The organism is Microbispora hainanensis (assembly GCF_036186745.1).
GTDB lineage: Bacteria > Actinomycetota > Actinomycetes > Streptosporangiales > Streptosporangiaceae > Microbispora.
On sequence record NZ_CP108086.1, the window covers coordinates 4,239,004 to 4,265,970 of the forward strand.

At 71.3% G+C, this 26,967-nt stretch carries 25 protein-coding genes and 1 pseudogene; 12 read left to right on the top strand and 14 right to left on the bottom strand.

Going from position 1 to position 26,967, the window contains the following annotated elements; genetic code table 11:
* The first annotated feature begins 1 nt into the window (after position 1).
* From atpD to OHB01_RS19900, 3 genes are all read left to right on the top strand, one after another.
* Entirely contained in the window at positions 2-1,429 is a 1,428-nt protein-coding gene (gene atpD / locus OHB01_RS19890) for a F0F1 ATP synthase subunit beta (protein ID WP_142647147.1), read from the top strand.
* 71 nt (positions 1,430-1,500) lie between these two features.
* Positions 1,501-1,902: a F0F1 ATP synthase subunit epsilon gene (locus OHB01_RS19895; protein WP_079320504.1), complete on the top strand. Its 402-nt coding sequence runs from the start codon at positions 1,501-1,503 to the stop codon at positions 1,900-1,902.
* A 19-nt stretch (positions 1,903-1,921) separates the two neighbouring features.
* Complete coding sequence (locus tag OHB01_RS19900; protein ID WP_142647146.1) at positions 1,922-2,320, top strand: DUF2550 domain-containing protein; 399 nt, start codon at positions 1,922-1,924, stop codon at positions 2,318-2,320.
* Positions 2,321-2,351: 31 nt separating this feature from the next.
* Here OHB01_RS19900 and OHB01_RS19905 read toward each other — a convergent pair whose 3' ends face one another.
* The 6 genes and pseudogenes from OHB01_RS19905 to OHB01_RS19930 all read right to left on the bottom strand — a co-directional run bounded on the left by OHB01_RS19905 (position 2,352) and on the right by OHB01_RS19930 (position 6,572).
* Complete coding sequence (locus OHB01_RS19905; protein ID WP_142647145.1) at positions 2,352-2,960, bottom strand: cob(I)yrinic acid a,c-diamide adenosyltransferase; 609 nt, start codon at positions 2,958-2,960, stop codon at positions 2,352-2,354.
* Between the two features lie 53 nt (positions 2,961-3,013).
* Entirely contained in the window at positions 3,014-3,451 is a 438-nt protein-coding gene (locus tag OHB01_RS19910; protein WP_328855897.1) for a hypothetical protein, read from the bottom strand.
* Positions 3,452-3,619: pseudogene (locus OHB01_RS19915) on the bottom strand (TetR/AcrR family transcriptional regulator); the annotation flags it as partial.
* Positions 3,620-3,876: 257 nt separating this feature from the next.
* On the bottom strand, positions 3,877-4,704 hold the full coding sequence (locus tag OHB01_RS19920; protein WP_142647143.1) for an ABC transporter permease: 828 nt from the start codon (positions 4,702-4,704) through the stop codon (positions 3,877-3,879).
* Positions 4,705-4,810: 106 nt separating this feature from the next.
* The gene (locus OHB01_RS19925) at positions 4,811-5,695 is read right to left on the bottom strand and encodes an ABC transporter ATP-binding protein (protein WP_142647142.1); all 885 of its coding nucleotides are present in this window, start codon (positions 5,693-5,695) and stop codon (positions 4,811-4,813) included.
* Between the two features lie 85 nt (positions 5,696-5,780).
* Positions 5,781-6,572, bottom strand: coding sequence for a TetR/AcrR family transcriptional regulator (locus OHB01_RS19930; protein ID WP_147944372.1), 792 nt, complete (start codon positions 6,570-6,572; stop codon positions 5,781-5,783).
* A 72-nt stretch (positions 6,573-6,644) separates the two neighbouring features.
* Between OHB01_RS19930 and OHB01_RS19935 the strand changes: the two genes are divergently transcribed.
* Entirely contained in the window at positions 6,645-7,565 is a 921-nt protein-coding gene (locus OHB01_RS19935) for an SDR family oxidoreductase (protein ID WP_328855793.1), read from the top strand.
* 43 nt (positions 7,566-7,608) lie between these two features.
* Here OHB01_RS19935 and nucS read toward each other — a convergent pair whose 3' ends face one another.
* The gene (gene nucS, locus OHB01_RS19940) at positions 7,609-8,283 is read right to left on the bottom strand and encodes an endonuclease NucS (protein WP_142647139.1); all 675 of its coding nucleotides are present in this window, start codon (positions 8,281-8,283) and stop codon (positions 7,609-7,611) included.
* 200 nt (positions 8,284-8,483) lie between these two features.
* Between nucS and OHB01_RS19945 the strand changes: the two genes are divergently transcribed.
* From OHB01_RS19945 to OHB01_RS19955, 3 genes are all read left to right on the top strand, one after another.
* A complete protein-coding gene (locus OHB01_RS19945) occupies positions 8,484-8,810 on the top strand; it encodes an ATP/GTP-binding protein (RefSeq protein WP_205830104.1) in 327 nt (108 codons plus the stop codon).
* A gap of 20 nt (positions 8,811-8,830) precedes the next feature.
* Entirely contained in the window at positions 8,831-9,535 is a 705-nt protein-coding gene (locus tag OHB01_RS19950) for an alpha/beta hydrolase (RefSeq protein WP_147944370.1), read from the top strand.
* Between the two features lie 78 nt (positions 9,536-9,613).
* Positions 9,614-10,384, top strand: coding sequence for an alpha/beta fold hydrolase (locus OHB01_RS19955; protein ID WP_147944369.1), 771 nt, complete (start codon positions 9,614-9,616; stop codon positions 10,382-10,384).
* 247 nt (positions 10,385-10,631) lie between these two features.
* Here the strand turns inward: OHB01_RS19955 and OHB01_RS19960 are convergent, their stop codons facing one another.
* Positions 10,632-11,933: a DivIVA domain-containing protein gene (locus OHB01_RS19960; protein WP_142647136.1), complete on the bottom strand. Its 1,302-nt coding sequence runs from the start codon at positions 11,931-11,933 to the stop codon at positions 10,632-10,634.
* A 182-nt stretch (positions 11,934-12,115) separates the two neighbouring features.
* Entirely contained in the window at positions 12,116-12,538 is a 423-nt protein-coding gene (mce, locus tag OHB01_RS19965; protein ID WP_142647135.1) for a methylmalonyl-CoA epimerase, read from the bottom strand.
* Positions 12,539-12,641: 103 nt separating this feature from the next.
* Here mce and OHB01_RS19970 point away from each other — a divergent pair, with 103 nt between their 5' ends.
* Together OHB01_RS19970 and meaB are read left to right on the top strand one after the other, a co-directional pair.
* Positions 12,642-13,835 (top strand): acetyl-CoA C-acetyltransferase, encoded by a 1,194-nt coding sequence (locus tag OHB01_RS19970; RefSeq protein ID WP_147944368.1) that lies wholly within the window; start codon positions 12,642-12,644, stop codon positions 13,833-13,835.
* 12 nt (positions 13,836-13,847) lie between these two features.
* On the top strand, positions 13,848-14,858 hold the full coding sequence (gene meaB / locus OHB01_RS19975) for a methylmalonyl Co-A mutase-associated GTPase MeaB (RefSeq protein ID WP_328855794.1): 1,011 nt from the start codon (positions 13,848-13,850) through the stop codon (positions 14,856-14,858).
* A 113-nt stretch (positions 14,859-14,971) separates the two neighbouring features.
* On the opposite strand, the gene OHB01_RS19980 is transcribed toward meaB, so the two are convergent.
* Both OHB01_RS19980 and OHB01_RS19985 read right to left on the bottom strand, forming a co-directional pair.
* Positions 14,972-15,694 carry a DUF4230 domain-containing protein gene (locus tag OHB01_RS19980; protein ID WP_260617203.1) on the bottom strand — a complete coding sequence of 241 codons (723 nt, stop codon included), beginning with the start codon at positions 15,692-15,694 and terminating at the stop codon, positions 14,972-14,974.
* 495 nt (positions 15,695-16,189) lie between these two features.
* Positions 16,190-18,247 carry a hypothetical protein gene (locus OHB01_RS19985; RefSeq protein WP_147944366.1) on the bottom strand — a complete coding sequence of 686 codons (2,058 nt, stop codon included), beginning with the start codon at positions 18,245-18,247 and terminating at the stop codon, positions 16,190-16,192.
* A gap of 414 nt (positions 18,248-18,661) precedes the next feature.
* Between OHB01_RS19985 and OHB01_RS19990 the strand changes: the two genes are divergently transcribed.
* Complete coding sequence (locus OHB01_RS19990) at positions 18,662-19,174, top strand: MarR family transcriptional regulator (protein WP_328855795.1); 513 nt, start codon at positions 18,662-18,664, stop codon at positions 19,172-19,174.
* A gap of 134 nt (positions 19,175-19,308) precedes the next feature.
* Here the strand turns inward: OHB01_RS19990 and OHB01_RS19995 are convergent, their stop codons facing one another.
* A complete protein-coding gene (locus OHB01_RS19995; RefSeq protein WP_328855796.1) occupies positions 19,309-20,805 on the bottom strand; it encodes a serine hydrolase in 1,497 nt (498 codons plus the stop codon).
* Positions 20,806-21,170: 365 nt separating this feature from the next.
* Positions 21,171-22,901 (bottom strand): S8 family peptidase, encoded by a 1,731-nt coding sequence (locus tag OHB01_RS20000; RefSeq protein WP_328855797.1) that lies wholly within the window; start codon positions 22,899-22,901, stop codon positions 21,171-21,173.
* 196 nt (positions 22,902-23,097) lie between these two features.
* On the opposite strand from OHB01_RS20000, the gene OHB01_RS20005 reads away from it, so the two are divergent.
* Positions 23,098-24,780: an acyl-CoA mutase large subunit family protein gene (locus OHB01_RS20005; RefSeq protein ID WP_328855798.1), complete on the top strand. Its 1,683-nt coding sequence runs from the start codon at positions 23,098-23,100 to the stop codon at positions 24,778-24,780.
* 281 nt (positions 24,781-25,061) lie between these two features.
* Here the strand turns inward: OHB01_RS20005 and OHB01_RS20010 are convergent, their stop codons facing one another.
* Positions 25,062-25,658 (bottom strand): hypothetical protein, encoded by a 597-nt coding sequence (locus tag OHB01_RS20010; protein WP_328855799.1) that lies wholly within the window; start codon positions 25,656-25,658, stop codon positions 25,062-25,064.
* 184 nt (positions 25,659-25,842) lie between these two features.
* On the opposite strand from OHB01_RS20010, the gene OHB01_RS20015 reads away from it, so the two are divergent.
* Positions 25,843-26,835, top strand: coding sequence for a MarR family transcriptional regulator (locus OHB01_RS20015; RefSeq protein WP_142647127.1), 993 nt, complete (start codon positions 25,843-25,845; stop codon positions 26,833-26,835).
* Positions 26,836-26,967 lie beyond the last annotated feature (132 nt).

Consider the following 26,967-nt stretch of genomic DNA (forward strand, 5'->3'; position numbering starts at 1 on the left):
AATGACCGCACAGACTGTTGAGACCACCGTGGGCCGTGTCGCCCGCGTCACCGGTCCGGTCGTCGACGTGGAGTTCCCCGTCGAGGCCATGCCGGACATCTACAACGCGCTCACCGTCGACGTCACGCTCGGCGAGGAGACCAAGACCCTGACGCTCGAGGTCGCCCAGCACCTCGGCGACAACATCGTCCGGGCCATCTCCATGCAGCCCACCGACGGCGTGGTCCGCGGTGCGGCCGTCACCGACACCGGCGCGCCGATCTCGGTGCCGGTCGGCGACTCCGTCAAGGGCCACGTGTGGAACGCCCTCGGCGAGCCGCTCGACGCGCCGAAGGCCTCCATCCAGGTCAACGAGCGCTGGCCGATCCACCGTCCGGCACCGGCCTTCGACCAGCTCGAGGCCCGTACGGAGATGCTGCCCACCGGCATCAAGGTCATCGACCTGCTCACGCCGTACGTTAAGGGCGGCAAGATCGGTCTGTTCGGCGGCGCGGGCGTCGGCAAGACCGTTCTGATCCAGGAGATGATCCGCCGCGTCGCGCTGAAGTTCTCGGGCACCTCGGTGTTCGCGGGCGTCGGCGAGCGCACCCGTGAGGGCAACGACCTGTGGCTGGAGATGGAGGAGGCGGACGTCCTCAAGGACACCGCGCTCGTCTTCGGCCAGATGGACGAGCCCCCGGGCACCCGTCTGCGGGTGGCGCTGTCCGCTCTGACCATGGCGGAGTACTTCCGCGACGTGCAGAAGCAGGACGTGCTGCTGTTCATCGACAACATCTTCCGCTTCACCCAGGCGGGTTCCGAGGTGTCCACGCTGCTCGGCCGTATGCCGTCCGCCGTGGGTTACCAGCCGACCCTCGCCGACGAGATGGGTGTGCTCCAGGAGCGCATCACCTCGACCCGTGGTCACTCGATCACCTCCATGCAGGCGATCTACGTGCCCGCGGACGACATCACCGACCCGGCGCCGCACAACGCGTTCGCGCACCTCGACGCGCAGACCGTTCTGTCCCGGCCGATCTCGGAGAAGGGCATCTACCCCGCGGTGGACCCGCTCGACTCCTCCTCGCGGATCCTCGACCCGCAGATCATCGGTGAGGAGCACTACGCGGTCGCCCAGGAGACCAAGCGGATCCTGCAGAAGTACAAGGAACTGCAGGACATCATCGCCATCCTGGGCATCGACGAGCTCTCCGAAGAGGACAAGGTCACCGTCCAGCGGGCGCGCCGCATCGAGCGGTTCCTGTCCCACCCGATGTACGCCGCCGAGGCGTTCACCGGTCAGCCGGGTGAGTTCGTGCCGCTGGACGAGACCATCGCCTCGTTCAAGGGCCTGTGCGCCGGCGAGTACGACCACCTGCCCGAGCAGGCCTTCTTCATGGTCGGTGGCATCGAGCAGGCCATCGCCAAGGCGAAGGAACTCGAGCGCTAGGACGCCTTCGACGCCTGTGCGGCACGGCTCCGGCCGCGCCGCACGGGCGTCCGTCGAAAGGGAGCTGAGAAGTGGCAAAGCTTCGCGTGGGCGTCGTGTCGCCGGAACGTGAGATCTGGACGGGCGAGGCCGACATGGTCATTGCCAAGACCGTGGACGGCGAGATCGGTATTATGCCGAACCACGCTCCCGTTCTCGGTGTCCTCGTCGAGGGCGGAGTGCTGCGCGTCAAGCGCGGCGACGAAGGCGACCTCGTGGCCGCGGTGCACGGCGGATTCATCTCCGTCGCCGACAACGACGTGTCGATCCTGGCCGAGGCGGCCGAGCTCGGCTCCGAGGTCGACGTGGCACGGGCCAAGGACGCGCTGCAGCGTGCTCAGGCCTCGATCGAGGCCGACCAGGAGGACGCGGACGCACGACTTCAGGCCAAGCGTGCGGCGGCCCGGCTTCGGGCGGCCGGCGAAGAGGTCTGACACCAGGAGGAGGGCGGCATTGGCGGCGCTTGAGATACTCGCGGGCGTCTTCGCCGTGGCCGCGCTCCTCGTCCTCCGGGGCTTCGTCCTGGCCCGGGCCCGGGGCACGATCGTCTGCCGAGTACGGCACGGCCAGGGGAGCTGGAAGAGCGGGGTCGCCCGCTACGTAGGGGGAGAGCTCCACTGGATTCCGTTCCTGGGATTCGGCCTGAGGCCGCGCCACGCTATCGCGAGGCGCGGCCTCACCGTTTCCAGCCGGAGGATGCTCGACACGGGTGAGGGGCCCGCCGGCTACTGGACCGTCGTCTGCTCGGCAGAACGCGGCCCGCTGTCCCTGGCGATGAGCGAGGACGCCCTCACCGGCTTCCTCGCCTGGCTGGAGTCGGCCCCGCCCAGCGCCCATCTCGACGCCGCCTGACATTCGCCGTGGGCGCGCCCATCGGTTGCGCTCAGCGGGTGGCGCCTGGCCTCCAGAGGATCTCGTCGCCGGCGGACGCCACGCGGCAGAGGATGAACATCAGGTCCGACAGGCGGTTCAGATACTTGGCCGTCAGGGGGTTCATGTCGTCGTGCTCCTCCAGCGCCGCCCACGCCGACCGCTCGGCTCGCCGTACGACCGTGCGGGCGAGGTGGAGGGAGGCCGCGGCGGGCGCGCCGCCGGGCAGGATGAAGCTGCGCAGCGGCTTCAGCTCCGCGTTGAACCGGTCGCACTGCTCCTCCAGCCAGGCGATGTACGGCTCCTCGACCCGCAGCGGCGGAATGTAGTCCCGATCTTCTGGATCGGGCTCCTGCGCGACCGGCGTGCACAGGTCGGCGCCGACGTCGAACAACTCGTTCTGCACCCGGCTCAGGACGGCCGTGACGTCCTCGGACAGGCCGCCCGTGGCGAGCGCGACGCCGATGGCGGCGTTGGCCTCCTCCACGTCCGCGTAGGCGGCCAGGCGGGGATCGGTCTTGCGGGTGCGGCTCATGTCGCCCAGTGCGGTCGTGCCGTCGTCGCCCGTCTTCGTGTAGATCTTGGACAGGACGACCGGTGTGTCGTTGTCGGCTCGGGTCATGCGGCTCAGCGTAGTCGCCGCGCTCCGCTTCCCCCGGGGGCGGCCGCCCTGTCTCACCCGGCGGAGGCCGCCAGGGGACCGTCGGAGGAGAAGGTGCGGCGGAAGATGTACACGGCGGTGTCGATCAGCTGCTCCGTGGGCGGTGAGGGCTCGCTCATCACCCACTCGATGAGTAACTCGGTGATCGCGCCGATGAGGCCGAGCGCCAGCAGGTGGAGATCGAGGGCGGGCACGCGCGTGCCCCGCGCCGAGGACTCTATGACCTTGGTGAACGACGCCACCGCCTGCTGACGGGCGCCGCTGAGCACGTTGCCCGCCCGCCTGACCTCCAGGTGCATGAGACGGGCGCGCCGCACGTCCTTGGTGACGAAGCGGATGTATTCGGCGATGCCGGCGACGATTCGGTCGTCGAGCGTCGACGGGGCCGTGTCGATGGCCTCGCTGACCGAGGCGAGGGTCTCCTCGATGCACCGCTCGTAAACCGCGCGCATCAGATCCTCACGGCTGGAGAAGCATTCGTAGAAGGCGCGATTGGAGATGCGCGCGGTCGCACACAGCCTCTCGATGGTGGTCGCGTGGAAGCCGGGTTGGGCGAACAGGGTGTAGGCGGCCGATATGAGCCTTTCCCTCCTGTCTGCAAGCCTTTCGGCAGCCGACATCCCCCGATAGTCCCGTCCCGCCACTTTTCACCTCACACTGTCATGGTCCCCCCAGAAGTCCCCATTATGAACGCAAGATCCTTTTTGTGGAAGTGCTGGGAAATGGGCACTCTCGTGCTATGCCAAAGACGCTCAATAGCTTGACATAGCCGTCAAGAGGTCAGCACGCTTACCAATTGGGATAGATCGATCTCGCTGCAATTGCATCGGCAATTACAGAAGCGCGTGCGAACGGCATCCCCGGTGCGTGATCGGCCTTACCCGTCGCGCCGCCCCTTCCATCGGAACGTCGTCACGCAGAGCACGAGGCCACCGACGAGCCATGCGCCCAGGACCAGGGCCACCCTGACCGGCTCGTACGACCCGGTCAGTTCGAGGGCGGCCCCCGCGTCGCCGAGGAAGACGGATCGGAACCCCTGGCACATCCACTTCAGCGGGAAGATCGAGGCGGCGTTCACCAACCAGTCGGGCAGCTCCGTGATCGGGATGAAGACCCCGGAGACGAACTGCAGCACGACGAACGGCAGGCTGATCACCGCGGTCGCGCTCCTGCCCGATCGGGGCAGGCCGCTGACGGCGATGCCGAGCACCGAGGCGGCCGACACGCCGAGCACGAACACCCAGGCGAACGTGAGCCAGGCCGACACCTCTGAGGGCAGCTCCAGGTCGTAGAACAGCACCGCGATGGCGAGCAGGATTGCGACCTGGAGCACCGTCATCACCAGCACGCTGGCGATCTTGCCGATGAAGTAGGCCGCACGCGGCATCGGGAGGCCGACGAGCCGCTTCAGCGTGCCGTCGTCCCGGTCGCCCGCGATGCCGATGCCGAGGTTCTGGAACCCCGTGCCCATCACGCCCGAGCCGATGAGCCCGGCGGTGTAGAGCTGGGCGACGGTGACGCCGGTCCCCTCGGCGCTGCCGGAGAAGATCGCGGCGAACAGCACCAGGAACACGATCGGCAGGGCGAAGGTGAAGACGACGGCGTCCCTCTCCCGGAAGAGCACCTTCGTTTCGACGGCCGCGCGGGCCAGCGCGATCCTCAGCGGGGACGGCAGGGCCACATCGGGGGCGGGGGTGGTGGTCATGGCGTGCTCTCCACAGGCGGGACGTCGGCCGGAGTGGTGGTCATGCCGCCCTCTCCGTACGGGCGGGCGGCGCCCGGGGTGGTGATCATGTGACGGAGTGGGGTGGTCATGGCGTGCTCTCCACGGGTTCGGCGGGGGTCTCCGGGGCGCTGCCGGCAGATGGCTCCTCCGCCTCGATGAGGCGGAGATACACGTCCTCAAGCGTGGGCCGTGTGACGGTGAGCCCGGGGATCTCCCCGTCGTACCTGCGCGACAGCTCCAGGACGACCTCCGTGGGGGTGTCGGTCTCGATCTCGCCGTCCGACCAGGCCACCCTGGCCCTGGCGGTGGCCCGGCCGCCCAGCGTGGCGGGGTCGCCCTGGGCGACCACGCGTCCCCGCGCCACGACCGCCACGCGGTCGGCCAGGGTCTCGGCCTCCTCCAGATAGTGGGTGGTCAGCACGATCGTCGTGCCGTCGTGCGCCAGCCCCTCGATGAGCTCCCAGAACCGCCGCCGCGCCTCGGGATCGAAACCCGTCGTCGGCTCGTCGAGGAACAGCAGCTCGGGGCGGCCGATGACGCCGAGGGCGACGTCCACCCGGCGGCGCTGGCCGCCGGAGAGCTGGCGGATGCGTTTGCCCGCGCTGTCGGCGAGCCCGACCTGTTCCATGAGCTCGTCCGGGTCGCGGGGGTTCGCGTAGTAGGTGGCGAAGTGCCGGAGGGTCTCCCGTACGGTCAGCTCCGCCCGGTCGTCGGAGCTCTGCAGCACGATGCCGATCCGGGACCGCCACTCGCGGGTCGGCCGGGCCGGGTCCCTGCCCAGGACGGTGACCTCTCCCGCGTCTCGCCGGCGATACCCCTCCAGGATCTCGACCGTGGTCGACTTGCCCGCGCCGTTCGGGCCGAGGACGGCGAACACCTCGCCGTGCTCGACATCGAGGTCGAGGCCCGCGACGGCCTGCACGTCGCCGTACCGTTTCGTCAGGCCGCGTACACATATCGCGTGTTCCATGCCCAGAGGATGCATCGCGGAAGGATCACGGAACACCCCCCACAGGACGATGATCGGCATCCTCCGTACGGCGGATACGCCGCGCCTACTGGAGCTGCCCTGTGAGCGCCTGGATGCCGTCCAGAAGCCGCCGCAGGCCGAACCGGTAGGACTCGGCGTTCGCCTCCGCGGCCGGCGCGTCGAAGCCGCCCTCGCGCCAGACGCGGGTGATCGCGGGATGCCGGGTCGTGTCGAAGTAGTCGTCCCAGAACGAGCCGCGCGCCGCCCACCAGGCGTCCGCGGACTCCCCGGTCGTCCGCTCCACGTGGTCATACTCGGCGCTGACGGCAGCGGCGGCGTCGACGAAGGTGACGATCGCCCCCGCCGCAGCGGTCATCTGCCGGGGTGACAGCCCGATGTCCGACAGCGCGGACAGCAGATACTCCTGCTGCGCCATCAGGCCCGGACCCAACGGCGGCCGCACCGTGGAGACCTGCCGCAGCCAGGGATGACGCCGGTACGCCTCCCGGGTGCGCTCGGCGTACAGCTCGATCTGCTCCCGCCAGCCTTCCGGCCGCGGGTCGCCCGGGCCGGGCAGATCCCGCTCGGAGAGCACCGCGTCGACCATGAGGTCGATCAGCTCGGCCTTGCCCGGAACGTAGGTGTAGAGCGACATGGTGCCCACGCCGAGCTCCTCCCCGACCCGGCTCATCGACATCGACGTCAACCCTTCGCGGTCGGCCACCGACAGTGCGGCACCGACGATCTGGTCGACGGTCAGCCGGGGCCGGCGCCCCTTCGCCGGCTTGTCGCCGCCGCGTCCGGCGGCCGCGTGGTCCCGCCAGAGCAGCGCCAGCGTCCGCTCCGGATCGCCGCCGCCGCTGCGCTCCACTCCCATGAGCGTGAATCCTACATTTTCGTATGCGGTACGGTTATTCTATCCGTACGCCATACGAGAATGGGGTGGAGCATGACTGTCCTGGTCACGGGTGCGACGGGCAACGTCGGGCGGATCGTCGTCGAAGGGCTCATCCGGGCCGGTGAGCGGGTGCGCGCGCTCACCCGGCGGCCCGGCGAGGCGACGCTGCCGCCGGAGGCGGAGGTGGTGTTCGGTGATCTCGCGGATCCGGCGACGCTGGCCGGGCCGCTGTCCGGCGTCGAGCGCGTCTACCTGTTCCCGCACCCCGCGACCGCCCACGCGGTGGTGGAGCAGGCGAAGCACGCGGGGGTGCGGCGTGTCGTCGTCCTGTCCTCGGGCGCCGTGACCTTCGGCCTCGACACGGACTTCCACCTGCCGGTGGAGCGCGCCGTGGAGGAGTCGGGGCTGGAGTGGACGCACGTGCGGGCAGGCGAGTTCATGACGAACAGGCTCGAACTGTGGGGGGAGTCGATCCGCACCGAGCGGGTGGTCCGCGACCCCTTCCCGGGGCAGGCCGGAATCCCCGTGCACGAACGGGACGTCGCCGACGTGGCGGTGCTGGCGTTGACCGAGGACGGCCACGCCGGCGCCGCGTACACCCTCGCCGGTCCCCAGTGGGTGACCCGGCGGGAACAGGTGACCGCCATCGCCGCCGCGATCGGCCGGGAGATCCGTTTCGAACAGGTCGGCCGGGAGGAGGCGCGCGAGCTCTACCTCCGGATGGGCGGCTTCGCCGCGGCGAACGCCGACTTCCTGCTCGGGTTCACCGATTACGGGGGACGCGAGGTCGAGCCGGACGCCGACGCCGACGCCGACGCCGACGCCGACGCGGACACGGGCGCGGGCGCGGACGCGGGCGCGCGGCCCGCGCCGGAACGCCGGCCGTTGCCGACCGCCGAGCAGGTCACCGGCCGGCCCGCACGCACGTTCGCCGAGTGGGCCCGTGACCACGCGGCGGACTTCACGGGCTGACCAGGCTCAGACAGGGGTTGAACAGGGTCGACACAGGCCGGGCTCAGAACAGTGTCGGGTTCTCCGGCTCGATGCCGCGCAGGGCGTCGTAGTCGAGCGTCACGCACTCGATGCCGCGGTCGGCGGCGAGCACGCGGGCCTGCGGCTTGATCTCCTGGGCCGCGAAGATCCCCTTGACCGGGGCCAGGCGGGGGTCGCGGTTGAGCAGTTCGAGGTAGCGGGTGAGCTGCTCCACGCCGTCGATGTCGCCGCGCCGCTTGATCTCCACGGCGACCGCCCCGCCGAGGTGGTCGCGGCACAGGATGTCCACCGGGCCGATGGCGGTCATGTACTCCCTGCGCACCAGTGTCCAGCCGTCGCCGAGCGTGGTGATGTGCTCGGCGAGCAGCTCCTGCAGGTGCGCCTCGACGCCGTCCTTGCGCAGGCCCGGGTCGATGCCCAGCTCGTGGCTGGAGTCGTGCAGGATCTCCTCGATCGTCAGCACGAGCTTCTCGCCGGTCTTGCCGTGCACGACCGACCAGGTGAGCACGCCGTCGATCTCCTCCTCGCGCACCTTGCAGGGAGGGTTCATCCAGTTCAGAGGCTTGTACGCCCGGTCGTCAGCGTGGATCGACACGCTTCCGTCCGCCTTCATGAGGATGAGCCGAGGGGCCATGGGGAGATGGGCGGTGAGCCGTCCCACGTAATCCACGCTGCACCGCGCGATGACCAGCCGCATGTGCGCCAACCCTACCGGGATCGCGGAGGTCCCGAGGCGTTCTGGGAGACTGTCGGGCATGGCCCGGGCGGGGGAGGAGGCCGGAGGGTGGGCTGGCGCGGTGCGCGGGGTTCGAGGCGTCCGCTTGTACGCCGCCCGACCGGGTGCTGGAAGAATGGGCCGTCTTCTCCCGTTCTGCCTGACATGAGCCCCCCGGAAGGATGCCCGCCGTGAGTCCCCGACGTGCCCGCCGCCGCGGCCCGTTCGAACGCCCGGACGGCAGTGCCGTACGGCCGGTGGGCCCTCAGGTGGCCGGGGTGGACCGTGTGGAGAGCGCGCACGACGGCGATTGGGTCGTCCGCAACGTCTCCGGCGCCGCCCAGGGCAAGGCGTACCGGTGCCCGGGGTGCGAGCAGGAGATCAGGCCCGGACTGCCGCACGTGGTGAGCTGGCCGGCCTGGGCCGGGGGAGAGGACGAGCGGCGGCACTGGCACACCACGTGCTGGCGCAACCGAGCCAACCGCGGTCCGGGCCGCAGCCGTTATTGACACGACCTTTCGGAGTGGGAATGGACATCAGGGCGTCCACGGTGCTGCCTGCCCGGCGCGAGGACATCGAGCTGCAGACGGCCGACGGGCTCACCCTCGTCGGCGAGGTGGCCGTGCCGGAGAGCCGGCCGCCGGTGGCGACGCTGGTCTGCCTGCATCCCCTGCCCACCCACGGCGGGATGATGGACAGCCACGTGCTGCGCAAGGCGTCCTACCGGCTGCCCGCACTCGCCGACATCGCGGTGCTGCGCTTCAACACCCGTGGCACGACCTCCGACCGGGGGACCTCGCAGGGGGCCTTCGACGGCGGCGAGGGGGAGCGGTGGGACGTGGCCGCCGCTCTGGAGTACGCCGACTTCCACGACCTGCCGAACCCCTGGCTGCTCGGCTGGTCGTTCGGCACGGAGCTGGCGCTGAAGTGGGGTCGAGACCCGATCGTGCAGGGCGCGATCCTGCTGTCGCCGCCGCTGAAGCGGGCCGGTGAGAAGGACCTCGTCGCCTGGGGCGAGTTCGGCCGCCCTCTGGTGGCCCTGGTGCCGGAGCACGACGACTACCTGCAGCCCGAGGAGGCCGTACGCCGGTTCGCGGCGGTGCCGCAGGCGGAGGTCGTCGGCGTGGACGGGGCCAAGCACCTGTGGGTCGGCGAGCCGTACGTGCGGATCGTGCTGAACGAGATCGTCAAGCGGGTGAACCCGCCCGCCGCGCCACTGCCCACCACGGTCTGAACGTGACGGACGGGCCGCCGGGGTCGCGAATCGGTGACGAACGGCGGTGCCGGGCGCGTGGCGCGTTACCGTGACCTGATGCAGCTCTACTCGCGTTCCGCCGGGAGCGGCCTGCCAGTCGTCCTGCTCCACGCGTTCCCCCTGTCCTCCGCGATGTGGCTCGCCCAGCGCGAGGGCCTCGCGCCGGTCTGCCGGGTGATCACCCCGGACCTGCGCGGCTTCGGTGGCACGATGCTCGGTGACGACGAGCCCTCGATCGACCTCATGGCCGACGACGTTGCGCACCTGCTCGACCAGGAGGGCATCGACCGCGCCGTGATCGGCGGCCTGTCCATGGGCGGCTACGTGGCGATGGCCCTGTGCCGCCGCCACCCCGACCGCGTACGCGGCCTGATCCTCGCCGACACCAAGGCCCAGGCCGACCCCGAGCCGGCCAGGGCGAACCGGGAGCGGATCGCCACGGCGGTCCTGGAGAGCGGCACGGGCATCCTCGTGACCGAGTCGCTGCCCGCGATGCTCGGGGCGACCACAAAGGAGTGCCGGGGGATGGTCGCCGGGCGCGTGCGCGGGCTCGTCCAGGCGGCGCCGCCCGCGGCGGTCGCGTGGGCCCAGCGGGCGATGGCCGCGCGGCCCGACGCGTTCGGCACGTTGCGGTCCCTGACCGTGCCGGCGCTGGTCGTCGTGGGCGACGAGGACGAGCTGTCGCCGCTGCCGGACGCCCAGGCCATGGCGGAGGCCATCCCGCAGGCGCAGCTCGTCGTCATCGGGAAGGCGGGCCACCTGTCCGCCATCGAGCAGCCCGAGGCGTTCAACCGCGCCGTCGCGGAGTTCGTCAAGTCACTGGACTGAGCCGGGGCCGGGGGCAGGAACTGCGCCGGCGGTCGTCGGTTGATCCGGGGGCCGAAGGGTTTTCGGCTCGGCCTGAGGCCGGGGGCCTTTGGCTCGGCGTGGGGTTCGGGGGTCCTTGGCCGAGCCGGGGGCCGGGATCTTCTGCTCAGACGCGGGTCGGGGGGCGGGCATTAGAACGGGGCCCGGTATTGCCGGGCCCCGTTCGTTCAGCCGTCAGACTCCCCGATGTGCGCCTGTGCGCCGGTGGCTACTCCTGCCACCACTCCGCGTCGTCGTCGCTCTTGGTGGAGCTGATCGGCTCGACGGACGGCGTGGCGGGCACGGACGGCTTCTCCACGACCGGCGGAGCCGACAGGGCCGGCTTCGGCGGGGCCGCGGTGACGGGCGCCGGCTCCGGGTCCATGCCCGGCAGCGGGGCGCCGCCCAGCAGCTGGCGGAGCTGGGCGAGGTGGCTGGTGATGCTGTCGCGCTGGCGGGTGAGCTCGTCCACCTGGCGCTGCATCGCCGTACGGGTGCGCTCGGCCTCGTTCTTGGCCTCGGTCACGATCGTGTCGGCGCTGGCCTTGGCGTCGGCCACGAGCTGGTCGGCGTTCTTGCGGGCGTTGGCCAGCAGCTGCTTGGCGTGGGTGTCGGCCTCGCGGCGGGTCTGCTCGGCCTGCTGCGTGGCCTTGGCGGCCCGCTGCTCGGCCGTGGCGGCGCGCTGCTCGGCCTCGGCGACCAGCTTCTGGGTGTTGGCCTGGGCGGTGGCGTGGCGCTCGGCCTCCTGGCGCTCGGCCTCCTCGCGGCGGGCGGCGAGCTGGATTTCGAACTCCGCCTCGTCCTGGGCCCGCTTGGCCTCCGACTCCTCCAGGATCCGCTGCGCCTGGGCCCGCATCTCGTCCGCCTGACGCTTGGCGGTGGTGAGCACCTCGTCGCGCTCGCGCTTGGTCGAGGCCCGCAGCTGGGCCACCTCGCGCTCGGTCGTGGTGCGCAGCTTGGCGATCTCGCGCTCGGCGTCCGCCCGCTTCTCCGCGACCTCGTGGTCGGCGGTGGCGCGGATCTTGGCGACCTCGCGCTCGGTGGTGGCGGTCAGCTCGTCGGACTCGCGCCGGGCCGTCGACCGGATCTCCTCCGCGTCGCGCTCGGCGGTGCTGCGCATCTCCTCGGCCTCGCGCGCCGCCAGCGCCCGCTTCTCCGCCGCCTCGTTCTCCGCTGCCGCCCGCAGGTCGGCGGCGTCCACCTTGGCGGCGGCGCGGATCTCGTTCGCCTCCGACCTGGCCGCCTGGACGAGCTCGGTAGCCTGCTCCTCCGCGAGCCTGAGCAACTGCTCGATGCGGGCGCCGAGACCCGAGTACGTCGGCCGCTCCTGCTCCTGGAGCTGGCGCTGCGAGTCGGAAAGCTCCCGCTGAAGGGCGCCGATCTGTTCCTTGGCCTGACGCAGTTCGGTGTCGAGGGTCTTCAGGTGGTCGTGGACCTGGTGCCGGTCATAACCCCGGAGCACCACGTCGAATTCGCGAGATGGGGCGTCCTCGAAGAAGTTGTTCAGCTGGGCGTCGATGTCGGACTGCATGAGGCTCGATCCTGGTTGTCGAGACGGCTACAGGGGGCCGGACGGGGGGTCGGTTCCGAGGCGAGGAAGCCGGTGTGGCGTCCACGTCCGGTGGTACGCCAGCGTACTCCGGTACTGCCGCGTTGGAGGCCCCCTCCGACTTTCTGCGCGACTTGTTACGTATGAACGTTTCTTGCGTTTACTTAGCGCCTGGACGTCTCGACGAGCTCGGTGAGAACCCCTCCCACGTCCTTCGGATGCAGGAACGCGATCGAGGCTCCCATCGACCCATGCCTGGGCCGCTCGTCGATCAGGCGCACGCCCTTCGCCCCGATCTCCTCCAGGGCTTTGGTGACGTCCGCCACGCCGTACCCGATATGATGCACGCCCTCGCCCCGCTTGGCGAGGAACCTGCCCACCGCTGTGTCGGGGTGCAGCGGTTCGAGAAGCTGGACATATGACGCGCCCTGGGCGCCGTCGGCGACGTGCAGCATGGCCTCGCGGACGCCCTGCTCCTCGTTCACCTCCCGGCTGACGACGGTCAGGCCGAAGACGGACTCGTAAAACTCGATCTTCTCCTCCAGGTTGTGGCAGGCCACACCCACGTGATCGATCCGCAGCAGCATCGCCGTCTCCTCCGCGTTCCCGTCGTGCCGCCCGCGTCCGGGCGGCCGCCCTACTCATGGGTATGGTGACACCGTCGCCCCGATCTCGTAGTGGAGGGTCTCAATGTCTGGTTCCGTCATCGTCGCCGGAGCACGCACACCGATCGGACGGCTCCTCGGCTCGCTCTCCGATCTGTCCGCCGTCGAACTGGGCGGGATCGCGATCAAGGCCGCGCTGGAGCGCGCCGGTGTCTCCCCCGACAAGGTCCAGTATGTGATCATGGGGCAGGTGCTCCAGGCCGGGGCCGGTCAGATCCCCTCGCGCCAGGCGGCGGTGAAGGCCGGCATTCCCATGACGGTGCCCTCCCTCACCATCAACAAGGTCTGCCTGTCGGGCCTCGACGCGATCGCGCTGGCCGACCAGCTCATCCGCGCGGGCGAGTTCGACATCGTCGTCGCGGGCGGCATGGAGTCGATGACCAACGCGCCGCACCTGCTGTCCGGCCTGCGCAAGGGCGTGAAGTACGGCGGCACGGGCATCCTGGACGCGATGGCCCACGACGGGCTCACCGACGCGTTCGACCAGATCGCGATGGGGGAGTCGACCGAGCGCCACAACGCCAGGCTCGGCCTGACCCGGGAGGAGCAGGACGAGTTCTCGGCGCGGTCGCACCAGCGCGCCGCCGAGGCCACGGAGAAGGGCCTGTTCGATGACGAGATCGTCCCGGTGCCGCTGCCGCAGCGGAAGGGCGACCCCGTGCTCTTCTCCGCCGACGAGGGCATCCGCAAGGACACCACGGTCGAGGTCCTGGCGAAGCTGCGGCCGGCGTTCACCAAGGACGGCACCATCACGGCCGGATCGTCCTCGCAGATCTCCGACGGCGCCGTCGCCGTGGTGGTGATGTCGAAGGCCAAGGCCGAGGAACTGGGCCTCGAATGGCTGGCGGAGATCGGTGCGCACGGCAACGTGGCCGGGCCGGACAACTCGCTGCAGTCCCAGCCCGCCAACGCCATCAAGCAGGCGCTGGCCAAGCAGGGGCTGACCGTGGGCGACCTCGACCTGCTGGAGATCAACGAGGCGTTCGCCCAGGTCGTGCTGCAGTCGGCGAAGGAGCTCGGCGTCCCGCTCGACAAGATCAACGTCAACGGCGGCGGCATCGCGCTCGGCCACCCGATCGGCGCGTCCGGCGCCCGGATCGTGCTGACGCTGGCCCACGAGCTGAAGCGGCGCGGCGGCGGCCTCGGCGCGGCCGGCCTGTGCGGCGGTGGCGGCCAGGGCGACGCGCTGATCATCCGGGTTCCCGCGCCCGGCGCCTGATCGGAGCCGCAGGTGGACGTCCGTGAGCTTGTCGGTCAGGCGCGGCAGGGCCGGCCGCGCGCCGTCGCCCGGCTGATCTCGCTGGTGGAGAACGCCGTCGAAAACGCCGAAACCGCCGCGAACGGCGGTCAGAGCGGTGCCTCCGCCGGGGGAGACACGACGGTGAGCCGTGCGCTGCGCGAGGCGATGGCCGAGCTCGCCACCGGCGGCGCCCGGCCGCACCCCGCCAGGGTCATCGGCCTGACCGGCTCCCCCGGCGTCGGCAAGTCGACCTCGACCGGCATGCTCATCCGGGCGTTCCGCAGGCGCGGCAGCACGGTGGGGGTGCTGGCGGTCGACCCGTCCAGCCCGTTCACCGGCGGCGCCCTGCTCGGCGACCGCGTACGCATGCAGGACCACGCGACCGACCCCGGTGTCTTCATCCGCAGCATGTCGAGCCGAGGGCACCTGGGCGGGCTCGCGTGGGCCACGCCGCAGGCGCTGCGCGTGCTGGAGGCCGCGGGGTGCGACGTCATCCTCGTCGAGACGGTCGGCGTCGGGCAGGCCGAGGTGGAGATCGCTCACCTGGCCGACACGACCGTTGTCATCCTCGCGCCGGGCATGGGCGACGGCGTGCAGGCCGCCAAGGCGGGCATCCTCGAGGTCGCCGACGTCCTGGTCGTGAACAAGGCCGACCGCGACGGCGTCCAGACGACCGTGCGGGAGCTGCGGACCATGACGGCCCTCGTGGAGGCGCCCTGGAGGCCCCCGATCGTCACGACCGTCGCCTCCAAGGGTGAGGGCGTGGACGACCTGCTGGCCGCGCTGGACAAGCACCAGGCCTACCTGGAGGAGTCCGGAGAGGCCCGCAGGCGGCGGCTGGCCAGGGCACGCGACGAGATCGAGGCCATCGCGCTGGCCCAGCTCCGGTCGCGCTTCGCCGTGCTCCACGGTGACCGTCTCGACGTGCTCGCCGAGCGGCTGCTCGCCGCGGAGACCGACCCCTACGCCGCCGCCGACGACCTCATCGCCGCACTGCGCTGAGCCGTCGGCTTGTGCTGAGCCACCGGGCCGCGCTGCGCCGAGGTGCTGTGGCGCGCCCAGGCGCCGCGCCCAGCCCCGGCCCGTACGGCTCTCGCATCGCGGCGGCCGACGGGTCAGGGCTCGCCGTCGTATTTGACCGTGACCGTCGTGAAGCCGAGGGACCTCAGCATGCCCTCAAGCATGGCCTTGGTGTTCTGGTCGGCCCGGGAACGCAGGTCGCTCGCGGCGGCGGCGTCGCCGATCTTGCGTTCGGCCAGCACGTAGAGCTCCTGCTGGTTCTGCGGCGACGACGACAGGAAGTCGGAGATCCGGTCGAAGATGCCCCGCTCCTGGGCGAAGACGTACGACCGCTTGTTGTCGAGGTTGGGCTTCTCCAGCTCGGCGTGCGGCAGCCGCACCGTCACGGTCGTGCGGTCGGGGGAGACCGTGAAGGCGTCCTTGGGCAGCGTGGAGAAGTCCACGTAGGCGTCCACGGTCCCGGCGCCCACGAAGAGCGTGCGGGAGCCCTTGATCGCGTCAGGGAGGAACCTGGCGTCCTTCTCCAGGTCGACGATGACCTGGAAGTCGCCGGTCGCGGCCTCGAAGCGGCTCAGGTTCTGCACCGACCGCAGCAGCGCGGGCCCACTGCGGTCGACGGTGCGCTCGCCCAGCGGATCGAGCCAGGACCAGGTCAGCCGCGCGCCGACCACGAGCAGCAGGACCACGAACAGCAGGCCGGCGAGCACCCGCCAGCCGCGCCGCGAGCGGGGGGCGGGGGCCGCGGCGCTCGCCGTGGCGTCGGTGGCGGCGGCGCCGGCGTCGGCCGGCGCGAATGAGGGACGGGTCTGACGGTCCACGGGGGGAATCTTCCCGGTATTTCCGCGATCTCACGCGGGACAAGATCGCGTCCGCTCGTGGGCCGTGTTTCGGTCTTCTCAAACTCATCGCCGGTCCGGACCGATAACCGAACCGGCCTTCTCGGCGGCGCTCGGGCCCGCTCGGCAACAGCCGGCCGCCCCATGCTCGACGTTGGTGCGCACCTGCTGTGCGAGCGTGTCGCCTGTCGGCAGCGGGCGGGTTGCCGCCGCCGCGCTCACGCCGCCTGCGGTGCCTTGGCGGCTCCCGCCATGCCCGGCGCGGAGTGCGGACTGCGCCGGGCGCGGGTGGTGGGGGGTGCGGCCTCGTTTGTAGGTTCGGCGGCCTGCCCGGGCCGGGTTCTGCCCCGCACGGGGTAGGGACCGTGCGGGGCGCGGGGTGGTGCGCGGTGCGGAGCGTGCGGGGTGCGACCTCTGGGGCCTATCGGCCTATGTGGGCGGGGCCGGGGGCTTGTCCTCTCTCGCCGGGGGGGCGGGCTACACGACGGGTGCCAGGAGCGCGCCGGGTACGCCGGGGTCGTCCTCGGGGATCGTGTCGTGGGCGTCGGTGTCGGCGGTTGGATGCGGGGCAGGGGTGGCGCGACCGGCGTCGCCGGGGCGCGTGGTGGTGCGTCCGGCGCGGCCGTCGCGGCCGGGAGGTGTGCCGCCGGACCGTCGCCTGCCGTGACGGTGGTCCTGGGCGGGCGAAGGGCTGGCACCGCCGGGCCGCGCGCGGCCGGAACGATCCGGAGCGGGCGAAGGGCTCGCGCCGACGCCGCCGGGCCGCGTCTGCGTACCCTGCCCATTCGAAGCACCAGGAGCGCCGGGCCTTTCCTGGGTTCCCGGGCGGTCCGGGGATGCGGGGTCGGCGGGCTTGCCGGTCCTTCCGGGCCGCCAGGGGTGCGGCGACCGTCCGGGGGTCGGCCCCCAAGGGCGGCCTCTCCGGGCGCCTCCGCGGTTCGGCATGTCCCACGAACCCGGATAACCCGGGCGGCCCATCGGGCCGTGACCCGTCGAGCCATGCCCGCCCGGAGCCTGACCGCCAGCGCCCGGACCGCCAGCGCCCGGACCGACGGGGCTGGGACTGACGGAGCCCGGACCCGGGGGACTGGCGGCGGGAGACGGCCACCCGGAGGCGGCCGGACTCGGGCCGATCCATCCCGGGCCGATCTCGCCGCCGCGCGGGTCCGTGACCGGCTCCCAGTCGGGTCCGGTCGGCATGCCGGTGGCGACGGCCATGCCCGAAGGAGACGGCTCGGCCGGATAGCCCGGCGCGTACGTCGGGGTGGGGTTCACCGGATAACGCGACGCGACGGGGTCGGCGGGATGGGTGCCGCCGCCGAAGTGCTTCGCCTGCAGGCCGCAGGAGACGAAGTCGGAGTAGAACATGCGCAGCCAGTCCTGCCGCTGGGCGTTGCTCAGCTCGGAGAACCAGATGGCCGCCTGCTGGTGCTCGCGCAACGACCCGCTGGGCAGCGAGACGTCTCGCAGCCAGGCGATGATGATGGCCCGGTAGCCCGCGGCCACGGCTCCCGCGCAGGGGTGGGCCAGACGGTCGAGGAACTCGGCGGCCGCCCGCTGGGCGTACCCGGACCCGAGATCGTCGATGTGCACGACTATCACGCCCGGTCCCACGGAGTCGTCCTCGCCGTACTCCCGTTGCTCGACCCTCTTGAAGGCGGCCGGCGTGCCGGCCAGCTTCAGCGCCAGCGTGGTGAACACGGTGGCGAGCTCGGCCAGGCCCCCGCGCAGCGCCGGATGGACGCAGACGTTGATGGGCCATTCCTGACAGATGAGGCGTTCGCTCACCGGCACCGCCTGCGGCACGGTGACGAGCCGGGCCGCGCCGGTCCCGGCGGCCAGCACGGCGATCACCGCGGCGGCCAGCGCCAGCGTGCGCCGGGTCACCAGGGCCACCCAGCCGAGGAGCAGCGCGGCGCTCAGGCCCAGCAGCCACAGCGTCTGGTCCGCGTAGGCGGTCTCGCTGACGCCGGAGAGCAGGTCGTACGGCTCCCGCGTGGCGGGCGTGAGCCGGTCGGCCCAGTTGGGCCCGGTGGCCAGCCAGGTGAACAGCCCGAACGTGCCGGCTCCCGCGATCAGCGGGACGACGACGACCGGCACGAGCCAGCCGAGGATCCAGCCGATCACGATGTACAGCCCCAGCCCCGCGACGGACATCGCGAGACCGCCGGGCAGCGGCGGCCCGCCCTGCCCGGTCAGCGCGGCGCGCAGCCCGAGCAGCAGCACGGTGGCCCCGAAGGAGCCGGCGACGACCGCGATGATCGACAACGGCGCCCTGGCGGCCCGCCACGGCGTCAGGACACGGCCCTTCTCGGCGCGGCGCCTGCGGAACGCGACCCAGGCCGCGAACGCGGCTCCGAGCGGCCCGGTCAGGCGCAGCGAGCCGATGACGGCCGCCACTATGTCGTCCCAGTCCATGAAACCGGGAATGAGGACGCTCCACGCGGCGACGAGCGCGAGCACGAACAGCACGGTCGCCGCGACCAGTGCGCCGTGTCTCAGCTCACCGCGTGAACCGCCCCTATGCTCACCCACAGCAGGGCGCGGCCCCTGGCCACGCCACCGAAGTCCGGCGCGCATGCGGCGCCGGGACAGCGATGCTGTCCATTGAGAATCTCCCCCGTGTCTGTGTGAGCGGTGCACGCGAACCCACGCCGTTCCCCGTGGCGCTGGTTCGCCGGCCGGCCTCGCCTCGCCCGCCGTCGGACGCGTCTCCCCGCGGACCCCCGTCCGCGAGACGTCCTCTAGCAGACGGGGTTCCCCGTGCCGCCGGGTTTGCCGCCGCCTCACCTTTCGACGTGGCAACCATAACGGAGCGTGACCCGTACGAGGGGGAGTTCTGGGGTCAAGGAATGAATTCGGTTACGCTCGGTGCACTGGTCGATCTTGGCCGGCGTCGCGCTACCGTATATCGCTGTGTCCGTTCCGCCCAGCTCAGAGCCGCCGCCCATGGGTGGCCCCCGGCCGCTCAAGCTCCCGTTCGACCCGATCGAGCGGGCGGCCGAGACATGGCGTTCGACCTTCGGGCCGTCGTCCGCCATGGCCGCCGTGACTTCGATCATGAGAGCCCATCAGATCCTGCTGGCGCAACTGGACACGCTGCTCAAGCCGTACGACCTGACCTTCGCCCGTTATGAGGCGCTCGTGCTGCTCACGTTCAGCCGGGCCGGGTCGCTGCCGCTGTCGAAGATCGGCGAGCGGCTGATGGTGCACCCGACGAGCGTGACCAATACCGTGGACCGCCTCGAACGCGCCGACCTGGTGCGCCGCATGCGCAACCCACGGGACGGCCGCGGCGTGCTCGCCGAGATCACCGACGAGGGCCGGGACATCGTGCGGCGCGCCACGGCCGACCTGATGAACGCGGGTTTCTGCATGGGCATGTACGACGACGCCGAGCTGGACGACATGTTCGGCCTGCTCAGGACCCTGCGCGTCGCCGCGGGCGACTTCAGCTCCTGACGCGGGCCGGGAGATCGGCCGCGGGGAGTCAGGCGCGGCCCGGGGCAGGCGCGAGGAATCAGCCGCGAAGAATCAGGCGCGAGGAGTCAGGCGCGAGGAATCAGGCGCGGCCCGAGGGATCAGTCGCGGAGGGATCAGCTGCGGGCCAGCATCGCGAACGAGCCTCGCACCAGGGCCAGCAGTTCGGGCGCGGCCGAGGCCTCGTCCAGCGCGGTGACGGGATCGCTCGTGAGCGCGGTCACCACGTACGTCCTGCCGGCCGCGTCACGGGCGAGGAAGCCCATGGAGAGGACGCCGGGCTCGCCGCCGCCCTTGTACCAGACCGTGGGCCAGGCCTCGGCGTCGAGCCCCAGCCCGGCGTCGTTGGCCGACATGATCTCGTCGATGGGCGGCGTGTTCAGCGCGGACAGTCCCGCGAACGCGCGGCAGACGTCTCCGGGCGAGGCGAACCATTCCAGCGCGCCGATGTCGCGCGGCCGGTCCCAGGGCGTCACCGCGCTCAGCGGCGTACGCGCGACGGTCGTGGCCAGATAGCGGTAACGCCGGGCGCGGTCGAGCGACAGGTACTTCTTCGCGAGGCGCGGATAGTCCGCGCCCTTGAGGAGGAACAGCTCCCTGGTGGTGAGGAACGGCCGGTTCAGCGCCGTGTGGCCGGACCACCGCCCCACCTGGGCCTCCACGCGGGCACGGCCGACCTTGTCGATCAGCAGGTCGGCGCCCGTGTTGTCGCTGATCGAGATCATCAGTTGGGCGGCCTCCCTGACGGAGACCGTGCTGTTGTCCGGACGGTCTTGGAGCGTGCCGCTCGGCAGGCTCTTCAGGTCGGGCCGGATGGTCAGGGGCGTGTCCCAGGACAGCCGGCCCTTCTTGATCTTCTCGGCCGTCGCGCCCAGCACGTAGAGCTTGAACATCGAACCGAGCGGCCGCGGAGTGTCCGGCGCGATGGTGTGCACGGGACGGCAGGTGCCGTTCCCGCGGATCTCGGCCGCCAGGAACCCCACCCGGGGCGCCAGCGCGCGCAGCCGCTGGTCGAGCTCGGCCCAGCTCTGCGGTGCCGGCCGCTGCTCCTGCTGGAACAGGAGGGCGGCGATCCTCCCGTCGCCGTCGACGGCCATGGAGATCTGAAGACGTCCGACGCCGGTCGTGACCACCCCGGTCAGTGTTGTGGGCGTGACGTCGGCCAGCGATTCGAGCCGCAGGCCGCCCAGGCTCTGCAGGACCCCGTTGAGCTGGGCCGGTGAGATCTGTTCGAGGAAGGCGGCGCTGAAGTGCGCGCTGATCTGGTCTTCGGGGATCGGAAGGGCCGCGGACGCCTCCAGGAGCCAGCGGAGCTGCTCGCCCACAGGCGAGTCCGGTATCTCCGGGGTGGGCGCGGGGGTGGGCGACGCGAGCGGCGCACCGGCGCCGACGGCTCGGGGCGCCACGTCGGCGGGGGCGGCGGTTGCCGGGCTGGCGGGGGTGGTATCAGCGGTGGCCGGGGTGGCGGGTGCCGTGTTGGCGGCGGGAGTCGTGTCAGCGGCAGAGGCGGTGGCCGGGGTGGCGGCCGCGGTGTCAGCGGGAGCGGCGGTGGCGGGGGCGGCGGTGGCGGTGGCCGTCACGGCGAGGGCCAGTGCCGCGCTCATGACGCTCATGAGGGGAATCCTCACCCGGCCCTGTGACGTGGTGCGCATCGGCGTGATCGGCACGAGAAGGCTCCTTCGCGGTAGGGGGTGCGGAGCTTGTGTGCGGGTCGTCGGCGGTTCGCCGCGGCGGGCATTACGTGATCTCACCTTCACGATCACTGTACGTCGCGATGAGACGGCCCTGATCTCCACCGCCCGGTCGCCGCGGCCGGGCCCCCGGGCGTCCGCGCCGCCCAGGGGGCCGGTGGCGCACGTCACGTGGTGCGCCACCGGCCCCAAGAGGTACCGGCCCTCGAGAGCAACCGGCCTCGGGAGGTACCGGCCTCGAGAACAACCGGCCTCGGGAGGAATCGGTCCCGGGAGGAACCGGCGCGTCAGCGGCCGACGGCGCGCAGGGCGTCGACGATGCCCCTGCCGTAGAAGCCGTTGTCCCACGGCCCGCCTTCGCAGGTGTGCGTCGCGGTCACGGTGGAGCCGCTCGGCAGGATGCGGGTGTAGGTGAACGCGGGCGGGTTCGGGCACGGCGTCCTGGTGGCCGTGGCCTTGAGGATGGCCTCCACCTTGTCGGGATCCAGGGTCAGCCCGCCGCGGGCGCGGTCGCGCTTGCCGTACCGGCTGACGATCAGCGCCGCGACGCCGGCCGCGCGGGGCGAGGCCATCGAGGTGCCCTGCAGGTACTGGTAGTAGCCGCAGGTGGAGCCCTTGCAGTCCTTCACGACGTACTCGACGGTCGGGTCGCCGTTCGCGTCGATCTCGCCGTTGGCGACGGCGAGCGCCTTGGGATAGGCCGCGAGCGTGGCCTTGCTGATGTCCCTGGTGTTGCCGGGGGTGTCGTAGACGTCGCCGCCGGGCGAGGCCACGTCGACGTAGTGGTTGCCGTAGCTGGAGTAGTACGTCTTGCGCTTGCTGACGCCGGTGGCGGAGACCGAGATCACGTGCTCGGACTCACTCGGCAGCGAGACGCACGACGGGGGGATGGTCCGCTCCCTGGGGGCCTGGCCGGGGAAACCGGCGAAGTCGGGGCTGCCGCTGTCGACGTTCGTCTTCGTGTAGTCGATCGCCTCGTTGCCGGCCGCGCTGACGATCGTCACGCCGCGCGCGTGGGCGTAGTCGATCGCCCGCTGGGTGGCGGCGATGTACAGCCGCTGCTGGGCCTGCTCCTCGGGGCTGTCGGCAGGGTTGTCCGCGCAGTTGAACAGCCACGGATCGACGTAGTAGCTCATGTTGACCACGTCGACGCCGATCTTGCCCGCGTAGGTGAGGGCGTCGACGGTGGGCTGGAGGAAGAAGTAGCCGGAGTCCTGGCCCGCCCGCAGGTTGACGATCGTCACCTTCGGCGCGACGCCCGAGACGCCCAGCTTGTTGATGGGCGAGGCGATCGACGAGGCGACGTGGGTGCCGTGGCCGTTCTCGTCCACGTCGTTCGGGTCGGTGCAGGAGCCGTCGGGGTCGCTATCGCAGGGGCCGTCGATCTCGGTGCCGTCGGCGTCCGCCGGCAGGTCGACGGTGAAGTTGCGGCTCAGCCTCCGGTCGAAGTTCGGCGCGATGTCGGGGTGGGAGCCGTCGACGCCGGTGTCGAGGATGCCGACGAGGACGCCCTTGTCCCCCTGCTCGAACCGGTGGGCCTGGTCCGCGTGGATCTGCTTCATGTCCCACTGGAGGTCGGCCAGCGGCTCGTCCTTGACGCTGCGCCCCCACGTGAAGCGCCCGCCGCCCCGGCCCTCCTTCTCCACGGCCTGGTTCTTGGCGGCCTGGGCCACGGCCTTCTTCACGGCGGCGGACGCCTTGGCGTCGTCGGGCACGCTGCCGATCGACTGGTTGCGGGCGACCCCTTCGATGGCCGCCGAGCCCCGCAGGGCATCGGCGAAACCGGCGTTGGCGCTGCTGACCGTGGCCAGCCCGACATCGGTGTTGACCTTGATCACGCTGCCGCCCGCCGCTTCGATCGCCTTCTGGGCGTCCGCGGCGGCCGCGCCTTCCCTGAAGAGGACCACGTATTCGGTCTGGGCAGCAGACCCGGCGGCCGCCGGTTCGGCCTGCGCGGGTGTGGCGAGGGTTGCCGCCACCATCGCCGCGGTCGCGGCGACGACTGTCAAGCGCTTCACATCCACCTCCATGTGGACTTCAAGGGCGCTGACCATGGTTGAAGATTCAGCGGCCCCGTCAAAGGTCCCTGTCAGTTCGCGACCAACGTGTGACATGACGATGGTGGAGGTGGGGAGTCGAGAGGAGGCCGGTGGTGGCCGGATTTAGTAGGACGTCCTAGTATCTTCTCGAAGAGTGAGACACGGGGAGGGACGCATGGAGCCGGACGCGACGAGCGCCGAGGCGATCGAGGCGGGCAGGGCCCGCTGGCAGGCGCGTTACGACGCCGCCTTCAAACGGGACCGTGAGTTCCGCACCCTGTCGGGGCTGGAGGTGGACCCCGTCTACGGCCCGCCCGGGGACGACCCCAGGTTCGAGCGCATCGGCTGGCCGGGGGAGTTCCCCTTCACCCGCGGCCTGTACGCCACCGGCTATCGCGGCCGTCCCTGGACCATCCGGCAGTTCGCCGGCTTCGGCAACGCCAGGCAGACCAACGAGCGCTACAAGATGATCCTCGGCGCCGGAGGCGGCGGCCTGTCGGTGGCGTTCGACATGCCGACGCTGATGGGCCGCGACTCCGACGACCCCCGCTCGCTCGGCGAGGTGGGCCACTGCGGCGTGGCGATCGACTCGGCCCTCGACATGGACCTGCTGTTCGACGGCATCCCGCTCGGCGACGTCACCACGTCGATGACCATCAGCGGGCCCGCCGTACCGATCTTCTGCATGTACGTGGTCGCGGCCGAGCGGCAGGGCGTGCCGGTGGGCAAGCTGAACGGCACGCTCCAGACGGACATCTTCAAGGAGTACATCGCCCAGAAGGAGTGGCTGTTCGCGCCCGAGCCGCACCTGCGGCTGATCGGCGACCTGATGGAGTTCTGCGCCGCCGAGATCCCGGCGTACAAGCCTCTGTCGGTGTCGGGCTACCACATCCGCGAGGCGGGGGCCACGGCCGCGCAGGAGCTGGCCTTCACGCTCGCCGACGGCTTCGGCTACGTCGAGCTCGGCCTGTCGCGCGGGCTCGACGTGGACGTTTTCGCGCCGGGCCTGTCGTTCTTCTTCGACGCGCACATCGACTTCTTCGAGGAGATCGCGAAGTTCCGCGCCGCGCGGCGCATCTGGGCCCGCTGGATGCGCGACGTGTACGGCGCGCGCACCGAGAAGGCGCAGTGGCTGCGCTTCCACACCCAGACGGCGGGCGTGTCGCTGACCGCGCAGCAGCCCGACAACAACATCGTCCGCACCGCGATCGAGGCGCTGGCGGCCGTGCTCGGCGGCACCAACTCGCTGCACACCAACGCGCTGGACGAGGTGCTCGCGCTGCCGTCGGAGAAGGCCGCCGAGATCGCGCTGCGCACCCAGCAGGTGATCATGGAGGAGACGGAGGTCGTCAACGTCGTCGACCCGCTGGGCGGATCCTGGTATGTCGAGGCGCTGACCGACCGGCTGGAGGCCGAGGCGGAGAAGATCTTCACGAAGATCCGGGAGATGGGCGGCGACGACACGATGACCTCGGGCATCCTGCGCGGCATCGAGGACGGCTGGTTCATGTCCGAGATCGCCGAGTCGGCCTTCGACTACCAGCGCAAGCTGGAGAAGGGCGACAAGCGGATCGTCGGCGTCAACTGCCACACCGCGAGCGTGGAGGAGCCGCTGGAGATCCTGCGGATCAGCCATGAGGTCGAGGTCGAGCAGCGCAGGGTGCTGGCCGAGCGGCGCGCCGCGCGCGACCAGGAGGCCGTCGACGCGGCGCTGGCCGCCCTGCGGGCCGCGTCCAAGGGCGACGACAACATGATCCCGCCCATGCTTGAGGCCGTACGGGCCGAGGCCACGCTGGGCGAGATCTGCGACGTCCTGCGCGAGGAGTGGGGCACCTACTCCGAGCCGGCCGCCTTCTGAGGCGGGCGTTCCCGGGACGCCCTTCGCCCTGACGTCCCGGGAACAGGCTCCGGCCCGACCGCCGAAGCCCCGAACCCGCCCCCTAAGCCTCGGACCACCGCCGAAGCCTCGGAGCGCTGCCGGGCGCCCCCGCTGCCCCGGAGCGCCCCCGAAGCTCCGGACCACCTCCTAAGCTCCGGCCCGACCACCGAAGCCCGGACTACGGCCGAAGCCTCGGAGCGCTGCCGGGCGCCCCCGCTGCCCGGAGCGTCGCCGGGGCAGCGGCCGGCGGCAGGAAGCGATCACGACATGAAGTGGTTGAGGGCCAGGCCGTCGAGCTTCCAGCCGGGCTCGTTGTTGACGATGCTGACCATGTGCGACTCCACGGCCAGCCGCCACTTGTTGTTGTTGCTCAGCCGCCAGACCCTGGTCGTGCCGGCGGCGCAGCCGTCCCCGGCCGCGTAGCCGAGGATGCCGTCGTTCACGAACTTGCCCGATCCGACCAGTTGGTCGCGCTCCTGCGGGGAGGTGGTGACCAGGTAGGACGACTTGGCCGTGTAGCGGAGCCGCCACATGGGCTTGCCGCCGGGGAAGGCCGTACGAGAGATGTAGTAGAGCGGCGTCTGGGTCACCTGCATGCCGTGTTTGGAGACGGCCTGCTCCAGCTCCTGCCGGTCGGCCGTGTAGAAGAAGCCCTCGCCGCCCTTGGTCGTCAGTTCGTAGAGCCGGACCTTGTGGATGGCCGTGCTCGAAGAAGCCGCCGTGACCGATGACGCGGCCGACGACGCGGCCGACGACGGGGCGGCCGAAGCGGGGGAGGCGACGCCGGCCGCCGCCGAGGTGGCGAGGGCCAGCGCGAGACCGAACGTGGCAGTGCCCCTGCCGAGCCGAACAGACATGTGCTGTCCTTTCTCACGATTTCAACGTTCGGTCAGCTTGGGCCGTCCAAGGGCGGGTTCCGGGCCATTTCAACGAACCTGCAAGCGACGGCCCGGTCGTTTCGCGGATCTTTGAAACGTCCGAGGGGTTCCGAACGGAATGGCTAGGGTGTGCCCGGAGTGGACGAAGTGCCTCGGGGGAGCGGTGCGACGCGCGGAGATGTGGAGCGAATTGCGGCTGTGCCCCAGTCCGGCGGTTTCGGTCGCGGTCTCGCCGCAGGTGTCGGTGCTGTCGCTGCTGGTGGACGCGGTGGCCGTGCGGCGGCGGGGACTGCCGGAGCGGTGGCGGCGCAGGATCCTGGAGTCCGTCGACGCCGAGGGCCGGCAGTCGTGCCGCCCGCTCGGCGAGCCCGGCCACTCCGTGGCGCCGGACACGATCGTCCCGCTGCCGCCGGTGTCGGACGCCTCCGTGGAGTCCCAGATCGCCTGGCTGCACGACATGCGGCCGGACGCCCTGCTCGACGACATGGAGCAGGCGTACGGGCCGGAGCGCGTTCCCGAGCACTGGAGGTGGGCCGCCGACCGGCCGCGTCGGTGGCTGAACGGCTACGCGAGCGCGGTCTCCGACGTCTGGTCCGCGGTCAGGCCACTGTGGGAGCAGGCGCAGCCGCTGCTCGACCGGGAGGTCGAGCGGGTCGGCACGGCGGTGGTGCGCGGCTCGCTCGACACGCTCCTCGGCACGCTCAGCGAGCGCATCAGGTTCGCCGACGGCAGCCTCTACATGAGCGACCAGGAGCCCGCGCGGTATGACCTCGGCGACCGCAAGCTGGTGCTCGTGCCCATGCTCTCCGGGCCCGACGCCACGATCCTCAACCTCGATCTGCCCGGCTACGTCTGGATCGCCTACCCGCTGCCGCGGGCGGACGCCCTGTGGCTCGGGGCCGATCCCGCGCGCCGGGCGGCCGACGAGCTGGCCTCCCTGCTCGGCCCGGCGCGTGCCGGCCTGCTGTCGTCGCTGGCCCGGCCCGCGACCATGGGGCAGCTCGCCACGCTGGCCGGTACGGTTCCGAGCGCCATCACCTATCACTGCGACCGTCTGGAGGCGGCCGGGCTGATCCGCAGGGAACGCAGAGGGCGCGAGGTGTGGATCCTGCGCACCCGCCGCGGTCACGAGATCATCGACCTCTTCTCCCGCTGACGACCGCGCTGACGGCCGCGCTGACGTCCGTGCTGACGTCCGTGCTGACGGCTGCGCCCATGACAGTGCTCACGACCGCGCTCGCGACAGGGCTCGCGACAGGGCTCGCGACAGGGCTCACGACAGGGCTCA